The sequence below is a fragment of the Streptomyces sp. NPDC048516 genome, assembly GCF_043199875.1.
In the GTDB taxonomy this organism is placed as follows: Bacteria; Actinomycetota; Actinomycetes; order Streptomycetales; family Streptomycetaceae; genus Streptomyces.
In genome coordinates this window covers 1-17,512 of the sequence record NZ_JBICWS010000045.1, presented here as the reverse complement: position 1 = coordinate 17,512, position 17,512 = coordinate 1, and the positions used below count along the sequence as shown (strand labels likewise).

The 17,512-nt window shown below is 69.6% G+C and carries 18 protein-coding genes and 1 pseudogene; 7 read left to right on the top strand and 12 right to left on the bottom strand.

The window, feature by feature from the left end; all coding sequences use genetic code 11:
- From ACGFR7_RS37195 to ACGFR7_RS37140, 12 genes and pseudogenes are all read right to left on the bottom strand, one after another.
- A pseudogene (locus ACGFR7_RS37195) lies at nt 1-711 on the bottom strand (hypothetical protein); the annotation flags it as partial.
- Nucleotides 712-853: 142 nt separating this feature from the next.
- Nucleotides 854-1,684 carry a hypothetical protein gene (locus tag ACGFR7_RS37190; RefSeq protein WP_393328444.1) on the bottom strand — a complete coding sequence of 277 codons (831 nt, stop codon included), beginning with the start codon at nt 1,682-1,684 and terminating at the stop codon, nt 854-856.
- 2 nt (nt 1,685-1,686) lie between these two features.
- Entirely contained in the window at nt 1,687-2,577 is an 891-nt protein-coding gene (locus ACGFR7_RS37185) for a ParA family protein (RefSeq protein WP_393328441.1), read from the bottom strand.
- A gap of 201 nt (nt 2,578-2,778) precedes the next feature.
- The gene (locus tag ACGFR7_RS37180; protein ID WP_393328439.1) at nt 2,779-3,948 is read right to left on the bottom strand and encodes a hypothetical protein; all 1,170 of its coding nucleotides are present in this window, start codon (nt 3,946-3,948) and stop codon (nt 2,779-2,781) included.
- 75 nt (nt 3,949-4,023) lie between these two features.
- A complete protein-coding gene (locus tag ACGFR7_RS37175) occupies nt 4,024-4,248 on the bottom strand; it encodes a hypothetical protein (RefSeq protein ID WP_393328436.1) in 225 nt (74 codons plus the stop codon).
- A 167-nt stretch (nt 4,249-4,415) separates the two neighbouring features.
- A complete protein-coding gene (locus ACGFR7_RS37170; RefSeq protein ID WP_393328433.1) occupies nt 4,416-4,643 on the bottom strand; it encodes a hypothetical protein in 228 nt (75 codons plus the stop codon).
- A gap of 133 nt (nt 4,644-4,776) precedes the next feature.
- Entirely contained in the window at nt 4,777-5,634 is an 858-nt protein-coding gene (locus tag ACGFR7_RS37165) for a hypothetical protein (protein WP_393328430.1), read from the bottom strand.
- A gap of 2 nt (nt 5,635-5,636) precedes the next feature.
- On the bottom strand, nt 5,637-6,122 hold the full coding sequence (locus ACGFR7_RS37160; protein ID WP_393328427.1) for a hypothetical protein: 486 nt from the start codon (nt 6,120-6,122) through the stop codon (nt 5,637-5,639).
- 21 nt (nt 6,123-6,143) lie between these two features.
- Nucleotides 6,144-6,767, bottom strand: coding sequence for a hypothetical protein (locus tag ACGFR7_RS37155; RefSeq protein ID WP_393328424.1), 624 nt, complete (start codon nt 6,765-6,767; stop codon nt 6,144-6,146).
- A 445-nt stretch (nt 6,768-7,212) separates the two neighbouring features.
- Nucleotides 7,213-7,344, bottom strand: coding sequence for a hypothetical protein (locus ACGFR7_RS37150; protein WP_393328422.1), 132 nt, complete (start codon nt 7,342-7,344; stop codon nt 7,213-7,215).
- Between the two features lie 109 nt (nt 7,345-7,453).
- A complete protein-coding gene (locus ACGFR7_RS37145) occupies nt 7,454-7,663 on the bottom strand; it encodes a hypothetical protein (protein ID WP_393328419.1) in 210 nt (69 codons plus the stop codon).
- A complete protein-coding gene (locus ACGFR7_RS37140) occupies nt 7,663-7,830 on the bottom strand; it encodes a hypothetical protein (protein ID WP_393328416.1) in 168 nt (55 codons plus the stop codon). Before ACGFR7_RS37140 ends, ACGFR7_RS37145 begins: the two co-directional genes overlap by 1 nt.
- 209 nt (nt 7,831-8,039) lie before the next feature.
- On the opposite strand from ACGFR7_RS37140, the gene ACGFR7_RS37135 reads away from it, so the two are divergent.
- From ACGFR7_RS37135 to ACGFR7_RS37105, 7 genes are all read left to right on the top strand, one after another.
- Nucleotides 8,040-8,315 (top strand): hypothetical protein, encoded by a 276-nt coding sequence (locus tag ACGFR7_RS37135; protein ID WP_393328413.1) that lies wholly within the window; start codon nt 8,040-8,042, stop codon nt 8,313-8,315.
- Nucleotides 8,316-8,606: 291 nt separating this feature from the next.
- Nucleotides 8,607-8,828, top strand: a complete 222-nt coding sequence (locus ACGFR7_RS37130; RefSeq protein WP_393328410.1) for a GntR family transcriptional regulator — start codon at nt 8,607-8,609, stop codon at nt 8,826-8,828.
- A 1,188-nt stretch (nt 8,829-10,016) separates the two neighbouring features.
- A complete protein-coding gene (locus ACGFR7_RS37125) occupies nt 10,017-10,754 on the top strand; it encodes a hypothetical protein (protein WP_393328407.1) in 738 nt (245 codons plus the stop codon).
- Between the two features lie 2 nt (nt 10,755-10,756).
- Nucleotides 10,757-11,257 carry a hypothetical protein gene (locus ACGFR7_RS37120; protein WP_393328405.1) on the top strand — a complete coding sequence of 167 codons (501 nt, stop codon included), beginning with the start codon at nt 10,757-10,759 and terminating at the stop codon, nt 11,255-11,257.
- A gap of 12 nt (nt 11,258-11,269) precedes the next feature.
- Nucleotides 11,270-13,375, top strand: coding sequence for a hypothetical protein (locus ACGFR7_RS37115; RefSeq protein ID WP_393328403.1), 2,106 nt, complete (start codon nt 11,270-11,272; stop codon nt 13,373-13,375).
- Between the two features lie 513 nt (nt 13,376-13,888).
- Complete coding sequence (locus tag ACGFR7_RS37110) at nt 13,889-14,899, top strand: hypothetical protein (protein ID WP_393328400.1); 1,011 nt, start codon at nt 13,889-13,891, stop codon at nt 14,897-14,899.
- A 385-nt stretch (nt 14,900-15,284) separates the two neighbouring features.
- Nucleotides 15,285-17,357, top strand: a complete 2,073-nt coding sequence (locus ACGFR7_RS37105; protein WP_393328398.1) for an ATP-binding protein — start codon at nt 15,285-15,287, stop codon at nt 17,355-17,357.
- Nucleotides 17,358-17,512: the final 155 nt, after the last annotated feature.

Sequence of the window (17,512 nt, the reverse complement as noted above, 5' to 3'; positions counted from 1 at the left end):
CTCGGCGGGCGCGGCCTCGGCGGGCGCGGCCTCGGCGGGCGCGGCCTCGGCGGGCGCGGCCTCGGCGGGCGCGGCCTCGGCGGGCGCGGCCTCGGCGGGCGCGGCCTCGGCCGGCCCGCACAGCCCGTATGCGTGCTGCGGCCGACCGCCCGCCCGCAGGGATACCGGCCGATCGCACAGCACGCAGGGCTCCAGCGGGCCGCGGATCATCTTGCCGTCCGCGTCCGCATCCGGGGTCAGTGTGACGGGGGGCGGGGCCGGCTCGTTGCCCGCCGGCTGGAGCTCTGGGGTGTCGGGCGCGGCGGTGAGGTGCTGCTCGATCGCTCGAAGGTCCGCCGCGGGCGAGGTGTCCGGCGGGATCGGCCGGGCCGCCTCAGACGGGGCAGGAGGCGCGGCCGGTGCCTTCCTGCGTCGGCTGGCGGGGGCGCTGGCGGCGACGTCCAGGGTGGGTTGCCGGGCGCCCGTGGTGAGCGCCGCGGGCAGCTTCGTCACGGCGTGCGTGGGGCCTGCCAGCAGGTCCAGGACGGGCATCTGCCAGTGCGCCGCCAGCGCGTCCGCGTCATCGAACGTCAGACGAACGTCACCGGTGCGCTTCCTGCTGAACTTCGTGGGTGTCTGGCCGATCGCGGCAGCCACGTCCGATTGCCGCTCTCTGGTCCTGCTGAGGATGGCGGCGATCGTGGCACGGAACGTCTCTTCAGTGCTCGGCATGATGCAAAACTAGCGACCACTTGCAGTTTTCGCAATGCGGTTTCTGCAATTTGTCGCTGGATTCGCATGGTGGCGGCCGCGTCCCGACATGCGGCGACCCTCGCAGGACGCAGCCCTGCGAGGGTCGCCGTGGTCACGCGGCCTACGAGTCGTCTGCCTCCGCAGCCTTCAACGCCGTGCGGATCCGGCGATCGGTACGAGCGGCGCACCGCGCGAACTCCTTCAGCAGGGCCTGCGTGGCGGCAGGATCGCTGCTGAGAGCCTCACGAAGGACCCCGCTCCCCAGTGCGTCATAGACGGTCTCTTGAGTCTTGAGCAGGCCGCGCAGCCGCTTGACCGCACCGCCGTCAGCATCGCGCGCCGACGGCACGGCTGGCTCCGTGATGGTGAACCCCCGCTTCGCGGCTGCTCGCCGCAGCGCGGCGGCTGTGCGCTTCCGCCCGGATGTGTCAACGTCGGCGACGACGATCTCTGCTTTGGTCTTCCCTCCTTCGTCGGCGTGCGGCTCCATCAGCGGGGCCAGCACCCGGGCGTGGCTCGCGTTGAACGGCTTGTCAGAAATTTCTGACAGCGGAGCGATCGCGAGCAGTCGGGACGCATCGGCCACCAGCTCGTAGACGTGCCCCCGCGACATGTGCAGGCGGTGCGTTGCGTAGGTCTCCAGCGTGGGGTACTCGTCGTCTTCCAGGTACAGGTCTTCGTCGACCAGGACCTGGAGCGCGGTACCCGTCTCGATCATCCACCGCGCCTTAGACCACGCCACGCTCTTGGACCGCGTCCGCTCGGCGGTCATGAGCGCATCCTCGAGCGCGGCGAGTCGTTGCCGGCGGTCGGCGGGTAGCCGCGCCGGGTCGACCGGCTCGGCGTTGTACGGGCCGCGCGTCACCAGGACAGCGGCGTACGTCTCGTCGTCGTCCCACCCGTCATCCTCGTCGGTCTCCGGGCCGCTGATCGCACTTCCGACGTTGACCACGCTCACCCTCCCTTCGGGGCGAACAGGACACCCGTCAACTGATCGAAATCGCGGGTGACGTTGTCCTTCGGGGCGTACAGCCGGGTCGGCATGTATTCGCCGATGGCCTCGGGCACCTTCACTGAGCGCCGCACCGGAGCGATCACGGCCCCGGGGTAGTCCTTCGCCACCTGGAATGCGGTCTCCTGCATCACCTTCGTGCGGTCCCACTCATTGAGGATCACCGCGCAAATCTTCAGCTTGGGGTTCATCGAGTCCCGAACGAGGGTGAACGAGCGGTGCAGATCGGAGGCGCCCAGCAGGTCGAAGCGTCCGGCCTGCGTCGGCACGATGACACCGTCGCCGGCCGCGAGAGCGGAGACCGTGATGACACCGAGGGTCGGTCCACAGTCGATGATGTTCACGTCGAATCGCGGATCAGCCGCGATGCCGCGCTGGATGCAGCCGTCCCTGCCCGGCAGGGTGTTTTCGCTCTCGACTCGGCCCAGCTTGCCGCCACCGGGCACGATGTAGATCCCCTTGAAGACGGTCGGGTACGTGGCGTCTGCCAGCGAGCAGCGGCCGAAGAAGACGTGCGCGAGAGACATGCGCCGCTTCGGCTCCAGCCCCTCGGGATGCTGGGGCACCAGCCATTCAGGGAGCGATGCCCGTTGCGGGTCCGCGCCGATGACCCGGACCAGCAGGCCCCGGGCCGCCAGCGCCGCGGCCAACTCCACTGTCGTGGTGGTCTTGCCGACGCCTCCCTTTTGGTTGGCGATCACGATGACGCGGGGCACCGACAAGGGGCGGAACGTCGCCGGGACGAGCAACTGCGGACGCCACTGGTTCCAGTGCACGGACTCGTCCCACTCGGTGACGATGTCGAGGAACGCGAGATCGTCTGGGAGGGGCACAACCGGTACGGTTTGCGCTTGTGTGGTTGACATAGCCCGCACCGTAGCGGGTTCACACGAAGGCGCGGTCCCCACGAGCGGGCCGCGCCACCCACATCGTTTACACCGCCCGTAAATCTGACTTGATCTGCGTAAACACGTGGAAACGCCCGCGGGGCCGGACATCTCGTCCGGCCCCGCGGGCGTTAAGTGGCGCCTGGTTCACCGAGCCGCCGCTACGGCCTCCTTGTCGTCCTGCTCAGCCTTGAACTTCTTGAAGTAGTTGTTGGCGGTCACGTGGCTACGGCCAGCGTGGTCCCCGGCTTGCCGGGTGGTCCATCCCTGCTGCCAGCCGTACCGCAGCCGCGCCACCACCTGTTCGTCCGTCAGCCGATCCAGCTCTTCCTTCGTCAGCGGTACCGCTTCGGGCTCCGGGTCTGGCTGCGCCTCGGGCTCCGGCTGATCCTCCACGCGGGCAGTGACCCGGGAGACGGGAGCGGAAACCGCAGCGTGCACCGACACGGGACGCGGAGCAGGGGCCGCAGGGGCACTCACCGCCGGCTCCGGGATGACCTCGGCCGGCGCAGCCTCCGGGGCCGGGTGGGGGATGGCAGAGCGGCCGTTCTGGACGCGCGCGAGCAGCGCGGCCTGCTGAGCCTGGTGCAGTTGCTGCGCCGCTTCAGGGGCGGGCGGGTGCGGCGCCTGCGGGGCCTCCGGGGTCGGAGACGTTCGGGCGGGCGGGGCCGGCGGTGCCGTGATCTGTGCGAGCTTCAGCTCATGGGCGCGGCGTGACTCTTCCCGGCGGTCTTCCCGTTCCTGCTCTGCGGCCCGGCGCGCCTCCCGACGCTCTTCCTCCTGCTGACGCTCGGCGCGCCGCCGCTCGTCGTCCGCGCGCCGCTGCTGCGTCTCCCGGGCCTCAACGGCACGGCGCACCCTCCGGGCGGAGTCCAGCTTTTGCACCAGCCGGCGGCGGTAGGCGGGCCCCGCCTCCGCTGTCAGGACCAGCAACAGCGGCGGGACGATGTGTACCCCAACCCCCGTCCAGTCGGCTTTCTCCACCGACCCCCAGACGTTGAGGAACGTCGATGCTGCGCCCGTGGCGACGCGCAGCAGCCACGGCGCGAGACCTCCGCCGGCACCCATCGCGCTCAGCGCAGCGTCCAGGCGCAGAGAGATGATGAACGCGCTGTCCACCACGATCGGGAGGACCGGCGCCGTCAGCTCCCACCCGTCGGGGGTGTGCGCGGCGACGAACGGCGTTGCCGTCAGCATGCTGTAGATCACCATGCCCGCGGCGATCACCCACGTGCCCCCGCTGAGCAGACGCTCGGAGCGCCGTACCCGCTGCTCGAACTCGGCCAGTTCCTGTGCGGTCATTTCGACTGCTGCCATTACTCACTCTCTTCGGTGCAGCGATTTCATCGGGACCGACCGGGGCGCACCGCGGCGCACCCCGGTCTCATCTGGTCAGAAGGAACGGGTGCAGATCACCCGGACGCATGCCTGCGGGAGGTCCACCCCGCCCTTCTCCCAATGCGCGAGCGTGATCCCGTAGGGCCTGCTGGCCGACAACACGTCTTCCAGCAGATAGAGCGATGCGTGCTGCTGGGCTTCAGTAACGGTCGCGTCGACCGTCCCGGCCGCGGCGCGGATGGCGCGACTAAGGTCATCCGGGCCGCCTTCGCTGGACATTCCGTGAGGCAACGGCATTCTGGGTTCGTCCTTCCTTGACGGATTGGGCGCCCCGGGTCGGTCTCCATCTGCCAGGACATCGGCCGGCCCGGGTTTTCGCGTGGCGGAGTCGCTGACGGCTCCCTGCCCGCCCCGGACGATGACCGGCCGGGGCGGACAGGGACGCGTCAGTGCCCCAGTACGAGGGTGAGCAGACGCGCGATGAGGATGACCGCGGCCAGCGCTCCGAGGTAGGCGAGTGCTCGGCGTGTGGACACGTACGGCGCTCCCTCCGCCGTCGGCACCGGACTGGGGCGCAGTTCTTCCCCGTCCGGGGCCAGTCCCCCGTGCTCTACCGCGCGGTGCAGGGCGGCGACGTCCTCCGCCTCTTCGCGGGTGTCGGCCGAGTAGCTCACGCGGCACACGCGACACCGGTATCGGTAGCTCATCTGTGGTCCCCTCCTTGGGTGCTGACGGGTGGTAGGTCGATGGATAGGCCGTGGGATAGGTCGGCGATAGGTCGCGCGCTGACCTGCGGAAACTATCGGCCTATCCCTCCTGCTGGGAGGGTGCCGGGTTGGGGAGGGGAGAGGGGTCCGGGGCCCCCTCCGGGCCGGCTCCGGCAGCGCCCTCGGCGGACGCCTGCGCGGGGGTGCCGGGCGAGGTGGCGACGGGGGTGTCGGCGGGCCCCTCCCCGGCCGCGCGCAGGCCCTCCGGGAGGGCATCCACCCGGACCCCCACCGTGCACTTCTGACGGCCCCCCACCCGGTAGTTCATGTTGTCCTCACACGGGACTCCCCACGAGTCCTCCAGCGCGGTGCGCAGTACGCCCACCGTCCACCCCTCGAAGAGCCCTTCGAGCTGACCGGCAGCGAGCACGTCACGGAGGTGGACCCGGCCGCGCGTGCCGGCCGTGGTGACGATGAGTCGGGCAACGGCGGGGAGGTCAGCGGTCGGCGCCTCCGTCTCGTCATCAGCGGGAGACCCCTTGTCCAGCGAAACCGGCGTGCCCGCGTCCTCCGGCTGCACCTGGTGCTCGTCCTGGTCCTGGTCCTCATCGGTGGGGGAGGGGGAGGCCATCCACGCTGCGACGCACCATGCCACCGCCGCAGCCGGGATGCCGTACCCGAGGACCGGCCGCGGTACGTGCGCGGCCTCCCACACCAGCAGGTACCCGCCGACCGCCACGGCGCCGAGCCGCTGGAGCGCGGTCCGCCAGTCGCCCTCGGTCACCCACTCCCAGCCGCGGCCCCAGAGTTCCGCCGAGCCGGCGCCGAGCGACCCGAACACATCCCCGTCCACCCGCAGGTGATCGCGCAGTTCCGCGCCGATGCGGCGCACCAGCCCCGGGGAGGGGGCCCCCTCAGGGGTCTCCTCCCCCGGGCTCGTCGTGATCTCAGCAGCCATGATCAGGACGCCACCGAGTGAGCGACGGTCAGCACCACTGCCTCCGGCAGGCCCCAGATGCCGCCCGCGCTGGCCCAAACTCCAGCCGCGATGACGCCCGTACCAGCCGCCCACGCAGGCCGCATCTCACGGAAGTACATCCAACCGGCCAGCAGCAGGGACACCGCCCCCGTGCCGGCCGCGCCAAAGGCGCCGCTGGTGAAGATCTCGGCGAACGCGTTGGACATCTGCCCTGACGCGGTCCAGATCGATCCGGCGCCCGCGTAGCACGTGCCGGCCGCGATGCCGAGGACCTGCGCCTGCGTGCTGGTGAGCTTGCGGCGCATCTTGCCCTTCTTGCCGCCGCCTTCGCCGCCGCCCTTCGGCTCCCGAATACCGGCGATCATGACCCCGGTCAGTACGGTCGCCAGTCCTCCGGACCCCACGGTGCCCAACAGCTTGCCCTGCATGGTGAATCCGGCCGCCAACGTCTCAAAGTGCTCAATCACGGTAATTTCCCCTCCTATTGGTCAGATCTGCGATGCGGGCGCGTACAGCGCGAGAGCGGTCACGGCGGACGCCAGCGGGATACGGGCAACCCACGCGATACCGGGCCACCAGTGGCGGGTGCGGCGGTCCCAGAGGTGCATGACCAGCAGGCAACCCCCGCCCCCCACCAGCAGGGCCGCCGTGATGCTGGCCTCTCGGCCGCACTCGGCGATCAGATCGCCGAGTTTGGGCACCAGGCCGCAGCACCACCCCGCCCCGGCCGCGGACGCGTTGTAGAGCGCGGCCCGGGTCTTGGCGCTGAGGGCCGGCCGAACCTTCTCGGCGTGTGCCGTGAAGTCCGGGTAGTAGTCCAGGGCCGGCCGCAGCCATCGGCCGCGGGCAGGGTCCTGGTCCTGGTCCTGGTCCTGGTCCTCCGGCAGCTGCGCGGCGGCGGGGGTGACCTCCGGGTGATTGCCCTCCGGCTGGTGGTCGTTGCTCCCCGCCTCCGGGTGCTGGTCATCGCCGAGGGCGACGCGCTCTCCCGTCCACCAATCCGGAATCCGGCCGCCAGCCGGCGTCCGCCCGTCCAGGCGCTCCCACCAGTCCCCGTCCGTCGAGGAGAGGTGGACGGTGGGCGGCTCGGACGGGGGCGGGGGAGTCGTCACGCGACACCACCGATCCGGGACACCAGCCACGCACGCACGGTCAGCTCCCGCTCATCCAGCGGCGCAACAGCAGGGCCTGCTGCTGCGTACCCGGACGGGAGCGGCGGGAGCGCGACCAGCGGCGTACAAGTCCGGGCCGGCAACACCGTGCGCGTCACGGCCTCCGCCTCTCCGTCCAAGGGGCGCCGTCGCCACCAGCGGCGGCGACCTGCGACGATCGTCATGTCGGGTCCTCTCTGCGTTTCTCGGATGAGCCCGACAACCACCCAGTGGTGCAACACCGGGTGGGCGGCCCCCGGCTGCGGCCGGGGGTCGTCCTGGTTGTTCGAGCTGCGCGCCCCGGGCCGGATTCGATCCGGCGGCCTCACGCCGTGTTCCGGGGCGTCGGGATCAGTGGCCTGCCGCTATGCGGTGCGCTTCTGTTCCCTCGGTCCTGCGGGTTGGGTTAGGTGCGGGTTGCCTTGCACACGTCGCAGACGAAGCTGCGCAGGATGAACATCCAGCGGAAGCCGAACCAGCCGGAGCAGACGGAGCACTGCCACATCAGCGCACCCCCGTTCCGTTGCAGCTCTGGCACGTGCGCCACACGTCGTGTCGGGTGCCGTTGAGGCCCCACGAGGTTTCGGTGTGTCCTTTGCTGCCGCCGCAGTCGCTGCACGGTCGGGCCTGGTAGTGCTGCTCGTCGCTCATCGGGCACCCCCACGCCGGCCGCGGCGGCTGAAGCCGTTCGCGTCGAACGGGTCGCGGGGGTCGCTCGCGGTGCGCTGGTGACGCTGCGCCCGGCGAACCCGCGCTTCGGTCTCCTTGCGGCGGGCCCGCGCGGTCGCCGACTCCTGGTCGGCGTACCGCGTACGAGCGAGCTCGTGATCGTTACCTCCCCTCAGCCACTCGAACATCAGTGGTCACCCCCAGAGAGGGCGGAGAGGTGGGCCGCAGCGGCCTTACCGGCTGCGGCGATGGTGTCCGGCGAGACGGCCGCCGCGATGGTCTGCGACTGCTGGTCACGCTGGCTGGAGTCGGGGCCCGACGTGATCTCGGGATGCGTGGTGCCGATACGATCCATGGCGGATCGCACCTCCTTGTTGTAGGCAAGGCGGTCGGTCAAGGCCCCGGGATCGGTGTTGGTAGCACCCCCGGGGCCGCCTGCGTCTGGACGCAGGGCGGCCAACTCCCCCCATGGCGGCGGGGACTGACTGCGGAAACGACACTACGGGAAATGACTCGCGGAAACAATCCTTACTCACGCGAGGCATGTCGTGTACGCTCCGGGGCATGGTCGAGATCCCTGAGAAGGCGCAGGCAGAGGCGCTGCGCGCCCTTGCGCTGGCCAAGGAGCGGCGCGATGCCGAAATCGCGCGCCTGGATCGCCTCGTACGCGACGCAGCTGTCGCTGCGGATCGAACCGGCGCTTCCCGCACCCGAATCAAGCAGTTGGCGGGGGTCTCTTCCAAGACTCTGTACGACTGGCTTGCGGCGGCCGGGGCATCGATTCGCCCCAAACGCCCCAGCGGCCGGCGCTCGCAGGAGGGGAGGGCGCCTAACGGGTGAGATCACCTTGCGTGACAACGGCGGTACGATCGGCCGCACACAAGCTTGATCAGTTCAGAAATGCGAAACGGCCCCTGATGGTTGGTCGCCGGGGGGCCGCTCGCTGGGATATAGCTCTGGGCTCCACCATACCGGGCCGCACCAGTGGTCGCCCACCTGGGAGTTTCAGGGCGGAAAGGCTGTACCGCCATGGCGGACGAAGCACTGCCCGGCCTCCGGCACGAAGGCCCCGCTGAACAATTCAGCCAGACGCCCCTCTGGGTCATCGTGAGGTGCCGGAAGGATGTGTGGTTGTACGACTACCTTCGCGCCAGGTACGGCGGGCTGGACCAGACGTTCCCCGGCCTGGAGACGATCGCGAAGGCACTCAAGATCAGCCGATCGACCGTCGAGCGCGCGCTGGAGGGGCTGAAGAAGGAGGGCGCGATCGAAGTGCGGCCGCGCTGGAAGGAGAACGGCGCACGGACGACGAACGAGTACGTCACCATGTGGCGCCCCCCCGAGGCGCGTTGACGAAACACCAGCTCAGGGCCCCTGTCAGAAATGATGGGGGCCCTGTTGCTTGCCCAGACCACCACCCCCCTGTCATTTCTGACAGGGGGGTCCCCAGCAAAAATGACAGGGGGGTCCCCAGCAAAAATGACAGGGGGGCCCCTTCAAAAATGCGGGGGAAAGTACATAGAGGTGATCCATATAGAGGGGGAAGTACACAGAGCCTGAGGCACACAGAAGTTGAGGGCTACGCCCACAGTCTTTCGACCTGGGCCTAACGCCGGCCCAGACCCGCGCCAGCGCCTTGGATGCGCTGGACCATCCCTTGGTCATGGTCCTGCGCTTCGCGCACCACTTCGTTGGACCATGCCCTCGTATCAAAGTGGCTGATGAAGTCATGGGTTGCTGCACGGACCTGAGGTAGGAACAGCAACCACTGGACGCGCGCGAGCACACGTCCGCGGGCGCGCGTGAAGTGGCAGCGATCGGAAGGTGTCAACGGGGAGGGCAGATAGGGGGCCTGCACGCCTTCCTGAGGGGCGATCAGGGGTCGTCCGGGGAAACCCTCCACCTAGCCCCCTCCCGGCCCGGCAGGCGGCCGTACAGCCAATCGCGCGCCTCCCTCGGCTCTCGGTCCACGGTGGTTCAGCAACGGGGGCCGGCCGGAGTCCCCAAGAGGGGCTAGGTGTCGGTCGCCGACTCACCTGCCGATCGTGTGGTGCCGCAGCCTTCGTTAACCGTTCCGGAAAGCGCAGCCAGTGACCGGACAGATGCATAAGACTGGGCCGGTCGATGTCAGGCAAAATCTCTACGCTAATCCTTCTTGCCATCTTCTTTACCGACCAGGTTTTACAGCTTTCCAGAGACCCGTAAACTGTCGCGTAATGCCCTATCAAGGTCGTCTGAAAAATTCGAATCCATGCCCGTCTCGTCGAACTGCCCTATACCGAGGCACTCTTGCGTTGTCGCCGCCCTTTACGCGGCGCGCCAAATCCAATGAATCAGCATGGCTTGAATGCAAGATTTGCCCGCATGAAGCGGGCCTTCCTTAGCCGGAAAGATCGCGAAAGTGGCCAACTACCCGGCGCTGGCGCGGAACTACGCCTAAATGCGCCCGATGACATCAGCGACTGCTGGTGGCTCTGGAGGGGTGATCAGGGCTGATCAGCGGGACTACCCTGCGGGGACGCTGATCTATGGGGGTGGCGGATGGACGACGAGCGCAGCGGTTCCAGTGATGCGAGAGAGCCAACACCGGATCCAGGCTCGGCGTCGGCGGTCCCTCCGCCACCGAGCCGGCCGCCGGACGCCCCGCCACCACCAGGGCCGGCCCCGGACCCGGCCGACTCCCCGCCCCCGCCCGATGAGGACTGGTGGCGCTGGCCGGCCGTACGTGACGAGCTGCGCGACGAGTGGACCGAGCAGAGCGCGGAAGCGCTGGAGGCAACGAAGGAGATTGGCGCGCAGATGGGCGCCGCGCTGGAGATTGGCGCGCAGATTGGCGACGCGATCGCGGACCGGCTACCCGACCCATACGCAGCGGCCGACAAGAAAGGGTTGGACCTGCGCTGGCTGCGCCTCGGTATCAACGTCCCGGCGCTGCTGATCGCGGGCGCGGCCTGGTGGTGGCGAATCGGGCCGGCGGTCGCCGTTGCCGAAGAGGTGCGGGGCGACGGGATTCTCGCCCCGTTCGGCTGGGTGCTGCTGGTGCTGCTGCTCGTCGGTGTCCTGATGCTGCTGCCGCTCGGCAGCATGCTCGCCAGCGCCCTGTCCGCCCTCGTCACGCAGGCGACGAGCCTGGTGTGGGCAGGGCTCGTCAAGGCGTGGCGGACCCGTTACCTCGGATATCTGTTGCGCCTGGTCCTGGCCGTGATCGCATGGGTGGTCATCATTGGCGTGGTGCGTATGGCGTGGCGCCTCACCATCACCTGGCTGACAGGAGTCTGATCATGAACACCGCGGGGGCCGTGGGCGGGGGACTGGGCGCGATCACGCTCGGGCTGGCAATCCTCGCCTATCAAATCGGCCGGTGGCGGGGCGGAGACCCCACCCCAAAGGTCCATTTTTTTATGGGCGTTACGCTCGCTGCATTGCTCTTTCTCGGTGGCGGAATCCTCGGTGCCATGGGCGGAAATGCCGCTGTCCTCGGGCAGGGCATCGGCAAATACGCTCTGGAGCACGCGACGGGTGTTGCAGTCCCCGGTCATAAGGGGGCGGCAATGACCGGCGGTGAAAGGGTCGGCGTTGGCGGAGCCATCGCGGGGATTGTGCTGCTGATGTTCTATCTTGGCCTGATCAAATCAGGTCGACGAGACCTTACCAAGCCTGTTGTCCGTGGCGCGCTCGTCGGGGTGTGGCTCGGTACGTCCGCAGGGTTGATCGGTATGGGAATGGGACTGATCCGCACCAGTGGAAACACCCTCGGCGACATCCTTACCAGCACGCTGTAAAGGGTCGTTGAGGTGAGTAAGAGCGAAACACCCGGCAGGGGTGTTGAATCCGCGATTGTGGTAGGGCTGCGTCATCTGCGTAACGAGTGCGGACGATGGTGGCGCGCGGAGGATCTGACGGATACGCATATTGCGCACCGCATCCTCAATGACCAATACCGCCTGTGGCGTCAACAGCGGCAGCGTTTCTCTGCTGAAGTGCAGCAAAATATGTCGATGCTGAAGGCCCAGCAAAAACAGGCGACGTACATGCAGATGCAGCGCATCGCGATGCAAAAACGTAGCCGCGGCTACGGGTACGGATACGGCGGAGGAATGGGCGGCGCCTCCCCGATGGTTTCCTACCGGATGATGCAGTGGGCGCAGATGCAAATGCGTCTCGGTCAGGAAGAGTTCCGCCATCTCGAAGTCACGGACCAGATGCTGGTCATCGGCCGTGGGCAGGTGCGCTCCCGCCGGCATCTGGCGGCGGCCGCGTGGGTGTTGGTGCTGGCTGCGCTGTGGCTGGGTGTGTGGTGGCTCTCCGCGCTTGCCGGTCTCGTGGTCACCGCGGCGGCCGCAGCAGTGCTGGCTGGTGTTGCGTGGGGGCAGGGGCGCCGCCCCACCCGCCGCCGGCCTCCGGTGCCGAAGTTGTTGTTCGTCCCGCCGAAGGCCCCCGCCCATGCGGACATGGATGCAGACCCTGAGCCGTTCCCGATCCGGGAGGCCGGCCGGGACCCTCGCACCGCCCGCGAAAGCGTGCGCCTGGCCCTGAAGAAGGAGGGCGCCAAGATCGCAGAAGTGCGTGTCCCGACCGAGGCTGACTGGGGCTGGACGGTGCCCATGGTTCTAGGCGGCGGCACCATCGCCGATCTGGTGCGGGTGCTGCCCGGTGTGGCAACGACGCTGCGGGTGGGGACAAACAGGCTGCTTGCCCAGCAGTCCGACCCGGAGGACAGTGCGGCCGTCACCCTCAGGGTGCTCACCAGTGATCCGTTCGCCGCCGACGCGTCCTCTCCGGTCAGCCAACCGCGCTCCCGCTCGATCACCACCCCCGTCAGCCTCGGACGCTCGATCGACGGCGACCCCACCCCCGTGGTGCTGGCAGGTCAGCACGTGCTGATCGTCGCGTCATCCGGCGGCGGCAAATCTGCTCTCGTCCGAAGGCTGGCGGAGGCGGTTACGGCGTGCACGGACGCGGTGGCGGTCGACGTCGACCCGATGGGGCGCGGGCTGGGCCCGTTGCGATCCTGCGCCGCCCGCACCGCGTACACCGCCGAGGACATCGAGCGGACGCTGGAAGACCTGCTGCGGCGCGCGCATGCCCGCATTGCGGCCCTGGACGACACCGACGACAACCATCCGGTCAGCGAAGACGCCCCCGCGATCGTCGTGTTCGCCGACGAGTTCCGGCGCCTGACCGCGCGCGCCAAGCAGATCGCGCTACGCCTGCTGGAGGTCGGCCGGAAGGCCAGGGTGACGCTGGTCATCTGCACCACGGACGCCACGGCCGATGCATCCGCCCTGAGCGACGCCATCGCGGACGCTCTGGGGGTCCGCATCCTCATGCCGTGCCGATCGGCCGATGTGCCGCTGGTGGTGGGACAGTCTGATGCCATCGCGAAAGGCTGGCTGCCTCACGTCCTGGTGCCATCGCCGGGCGAATGGGAGCCTGCCGACGCCGGACAGTTCTACTGCATCACCCCCCGCAGCAGTGAGCCCCTGCTGCGGTATGCCCCGCTGCTCTCCGCGGCCGCGGCCGCGGAAGCTGCGGCCGCGCGGGTCGCCGCTGGACTGCCCAGCATTGACGGCACCCCCAGCCGCCGGCCGACGATCGCCGCCGACGCCGAGCAGCTGCCCGCCATCGGCCGGGCCCTGCTCGCCGCGTTCACCGCGGCCGGCTCGCCGGACTGGCTCACGCTGGCCCAACTCGCCGATCGGCTCGCCGCGGACGACCCTGTGACATGGGGGCGTTGGGAGGGCCGGGACGACCGGCTGATCATGGTGGGACGCACCCTCCGCGCCGAGCTGCGCCGCGCCGGACTCGACATTCCGCGTCAGCGGCTGGACGCGGAGACCGACGCCGCCCGCCCCACCGTCTACCGACTCGCGGACATCGAGGCAGCGCTGACCGCGTGACGTGCCGGTGACGTGCCCGCCCTCCGCGCCACACGTGCCAGCACGTGACCGGACGTGTCCGGAAGGCCGCCGGCCCCGGCTCGGCGTGGCCGGGGACGTGTCGACGCGTCACGGCCCGCACGTTGCTCGCCACGTGCTGACCTGCGCTGACGCGTCAACCACGTCAAAAATGACCCCCCGGCCCCGAAGAAAAGCCGCCCTTTTCTTCGCGCGGGCGGGGGAGCCGAGCGGGGTGTGCGTCCCGGATGCGGCGGTGCGCGGTGGACGCGCCCACGCCGCACGCGGCAGAGTCAACACACGGCGTGCCCGGTCGGGTACACAGACGACGGGGCGCCGCCGGCACCCGCATCGACGCAACACCAGGACCAGAGGGGGAGAGCGTGCACCACGAGACCAGCACACCGGAGCGGGGGCGGCCGGATGCCTGATGATCCGTGCCAACTGGTCCCAGGGGAGGCGCTCCAGCTGTGCAGGAACGGGGAGAGCGGCACCAAACCGTCCGTCCCCTCACCCATGGACAGCCTCGATCCCCTCACCTCCCTCGCGCACTCCGTAGCGAAGGCCGCCCACTGGACAGCGAACCAGTTGGGCAAGGTGATCGGCGACCCCAACTCGGTCGACTTCACCAACGCCGGATTCCTCCGGCAGTACGCGATCGTGTTCGCGGCAACCACCGTCCTGGTCCTGGTCCTGTGGCTGTTCGCCGTGACCAAACGCGCGGTACGCGGCGCCTCGCTGGTCACCGCGATGAGCGAGGCAATCGGCCTGCTGTGGCTGGCCGTTGCGGCGAGCGCCTTCACCCCGCTGATCCTCTATGTGGTGGTGCAGGCGACATCGGCCGTAACGGACGTGTTGGCCTCCGCCCTCGGTAGCGGCAAGGCGGGACTGTTCAACAGCCTCGGCGCCGACCTGGAGGCCGGCCGCGTGGACGGCGGCCCGCTCATCCTGGCCGCCGTCTCCCTCGCGACGATCGTCTTGTGCGGCGCGCTGTGGCTGCTGCTCGTTCTGCGGGCACTCGCCTTGTACGTTGGGGCGCTGCTCGGTGTGGTCGTCTACTCCGGGCTGGTGGACCAGCAGTGGTGGCCCCATGTCCGGAAGTGGGCGGGGTTCATGGCCGCGGTGATCGGAGCCGAGCCAATAATGGTGATCATGCTGGGGCTCGCCTCGGTGCTCCAGACCGACCACGGCAACGTGCTCACCGGGCTCGCCGTCACCCTCATCACCCTCGGTGCGGCGGTCGGGCTGATCTGGAAAGTCCCGGGTTGGGGCGACGGCCTTCGAACCGCGCGGATGACGGCCCGCACGGCGGGCACCGCCGCTCGGCTTCCCCTCCGCGCCGTCGATGCCGCGGCCGGGGTTCTGCAGGGCATCAACACCCACAGTGGCCGGGGGAGCGGTAGCAACCCCAGCAGTAACGCGAGCAAGCCACCCAACACCGCGTCCGGCGGAGCCTCCGGGGGCATCGCCGCCCACTCGCAGCGCAAGAGCCGGCCCCCGAAGCAGCAGGGGGACAAGGGCAACTGACGACGAGCACCAGGACCAGGACGCCGCCCCCAGCGCCCCCTGCATCAGCCATGCAGGGGGCCTTTCACATGGGCTTGCATGTGGACTCGCAAAGGGACTTGTTACAGGACCCCTCTCACGGACGCGTGGTAACCGCAGACGCGCAGGTCAACCGCCGTGGTAACCGCGGCCGCAAACTCTGACAACCCTGACACAGTGCTGGGCGGTGGTTGGCGTTGGCTGTCTGCTGGCGGGTTCACGGGGGCGCTCAAATGCCGCTGGGCTCTCTCGCTGCGCGGCGCTGACGCACCCGAGCGACCAGCCCGGCCGTTCCGTCATCGGGGCGCGGAACCTCACGCAGTTGCACCATGGTCACCACACGGCACCCAAGGGGGAGAACCACCCAATGACCACGGACGACACCAACGACGCGCCACCAGCACCGCCCCGCACGCCAGCCGTGCCGCGCCCCGCCGGCCCGCCGCCGGCGGCCCCGCCTCCGCCCGCCCACTCGCCCGCCGAGCAACCCCCGGTGCTGCGCTGGCTGCGCACCCCCCGCCCTACCGCCGCCCCGGGCATCTGGACGTACGGACACCGCGTCAAGGTCGAGAAGGACCCCGAAGAGGCACCGCTGCGGCGGAGGATCGCGGGCGCAGCGGCCTCGGCGTTCTGCGGCTGGCTGCTGTGGTCGCTGCTGTGGCACGGCTACCTCGGCCCCTACTGGTTGTGGCCGCTGGAGGTGTTGGCCCCGAGCGACCCCATGGGGTTCGTCTGGGCCGCCTGGATCTACTACGGCCTGGTGGCGATCGGGCTGATCGTGGTGTTCGGCCGGCTCGGCCACTGGTGGCCGCTGCTGCGCCGCCTCGGGCAGGCACTCCAGCAGGGCGACCAGGCCGACGTGGTGCCCCCGCCGGCCGCCGACCCAGCGCAGTGGCCCGAGCTGCGCGCCGCAGGACTGACCGAGGCCGCTGACCGGCTCGCCGCGGACGCCCGAGCCGGCCGCATGAACGACGTCGACGTGACCCGCCTCGCGCACGCATGGCGCAAGGCGCAGGAGAAGGGCACTCAGGCGGCGTTGGACGCGTTCAGCAAGGCTGTCTCCCACCAGGGAGCCGCCGCCTACGCGCACCCCTCAGGGCGGCGCGACGTGCCCCGCAGGACCGCGCACCATGACCTGCTCACCCGACAGGTGCGCATCGGGGTCGCTGCCGACCAGCCACGCAACGCCTTCCAGCACCGTGGCGCGGGAATCGCCCTGAGCCCGACCCTGCTGGGCACGTCCGTGCTCGCCGTCGGCCCCGCCGGCAGCGGGAAGACCACGTCCGTTGTCCGCCCGGTGACGGAGTCCCTGTGCCTGCAAGCGCTGGCCGGGCAGTGCGTGGTGGTGGCCGTAGGGCCAGCCAGCGCGCCAGCCGGCCCGGACGACGTGTTCGACGTCATCGTCCGACCCGGACGCTCAGGCAGTGCCGACCTGGACCTGTACGGCGGCACCACCGACCCCGACGAGGCGGCCGGCATCCTCGCTGAAGCGCTGGTTGGTGACCTTGGCGACCAGGCCCGCCGTGCCGCGGTTGCCCTCGGGCAACTGCTCGGCGCGCACCGCACTGCCCATTCCCGGTTCCCTTCGGTGCCGGAACTGCGCGAGTTGCTGGACGGGGCGCCCGACGCGTTGGAGGCGCTGCGCGCCGATCTGGAGGCCGGTGGCCACAAGGCCGCGCTCCGCGAGTTGGACGCCCGTGCACGCCAGGCACAGCGGCCGGACGACGTCGGCGTGCACCTCGCCGACCGCATCGCCGTCCTGGACCGCCCGGCGTTCGCGGACTTCTTCGACCCGACCGGCCGCACCCGGCAGGTGTCCCTGCGTACCCTCGATCGCCCGTTGCGGGTACGCATCGACTTGCCCGACCGCGGACACATCGAGGCGTCCCGGATCCTCGCCCGGCTGATCCTGGCGCAGTTCGCCGAGTCGGCGGTTACCCGCGCCGATCGCTCCCTGTTCGCCTGCCTGATCCTGGACGACGTGCCGCACGTCGTGACCCAGGAAGCGCTGCGCAGCCTCCAGCGAATCCGCTCCGCCCATGCAGGCGTGCTACTGACGCTGCGAGCGCTGGAGGACGTGCCGGAGGCCCTGCGCAGCGCGCTGCTCGGTGCGGTGGGGTGCCGGATGGCGTTCGCGGGCGTCACGCCGGGGGACGGGGCAAAGTTCGCGGAAGTCTGGGGCAAGGAGTGGGTGGAGACGCGCACTGTGACCGACCGCCAGATCATCGCCGAAGGCGCCGGGATGAAGGCGTTTCACGTCTTCCGGCAGCTGGTCACGGGCAAGGCGGTCACCGCGAAGGCGGTGACCGTGCACACGGTCGAGCGGGAGCGCTGGTCAGCCTCCGACCTGGCGAACTCCCTCCCGCCCGGCCACGCTGTGGTGTCGGTGGCCTCCGTCCGGGGGGAACACTCGCCCCCGGTTCTGGTGAATCTCCGATAGAGCGACGTTCTGGTAAAGGGGCTCTCGTCAGTCGACGAGAGCCCCTTTACGTTTGCTGTTTGTTGGTGTGTCAGTTGGGTTTGTGTGTTGCGGTTTTTGCATGTGGTTGTGGGGGTGGGTTTCCAGGGTTTCCGGTGTGGGCTATTGCGGTTTCG

What these genes read in the sequence shown, in the direction of transcription:
- ACGFR7_RS37145 (WP_393328419.1), bottom strand. Translation starts at nt 7,663, where the DNA reads ATGTTCGAGTGGCTGAGGGGAGGTAACGATCACGAGCTCGCTCGTACG.
- ACGFR7_RS37110 (WP_393328400.1), top strand. Translation starts at nt 13,889, where the DNA reads ATGGACAGCCTCGATCCCCTCACCTCCCTCGCGCACTCCGTAGCGAAG.
- ACGFR7_RS37165 (WP_393328430.1), bottom strand. Translation starts at nt 5,634, where the DNA reads ATGGCTGCTGAGATCACGACGAGCCCGGGGGAGGAGACCCCTGAGGGG.
- ACGFR7_RS37125 (WP_393328407.1), top strand. Translation starts at nt 10,017, where the DNA reads ATGGACGACGAGCGCAGCGGTTCCAGTGATGCGAGAGAGCCAACACCG.
- ACGFR7_RS37120 (WP_393328405.1), top strand. Translation starts at nt 10,757, where the DNA reads ATGAACACCGCGGGGGCCGTGGGCGGGGGACTGGGCGCGATCACGCTC.
- ACGFR7_RS37105 (WP_393328398.1), top strand. Translation starts at nt 15,285, where the DNA reads ATGACCACGGACGACACCAACGACGCGCCACCAGCACCGCCCCGCACG.
- ACGFR7_RS37135 (WP_393328413.1), top strand. Translation starts at nt 8,040, where the DNA reads ATGGTCGAGATCCCTGAGAAGGCGCAGGCAGAGGCGCTGCGCGCCCTT.
- ACGFR7_RS37175 (WP_393328436.1), bottom strand. Translation starts at nt 4,248, where the DNA reads ATGTCCAGCGAAGGCGGCCCGGATGACCTTAGTCGCGCCATCCGCGCC.
- ACGFR7_RS37180 (WP_393328439.1), bottom strand. Translation starts at nt 3,948, where the DNA reads ATGGCAGCAGTCGAAATGACCGCACAGGAACTGGCCGAGTTCGAGCAG.
- ACGFR7_RS37140 (WP_393328416.1), bottom strand. Translation starts at nt 7,830, where the DNA reads ATGGATCGTATCGGCACCACGCATCCCGAGATCACGTCGGGCCCCGAC.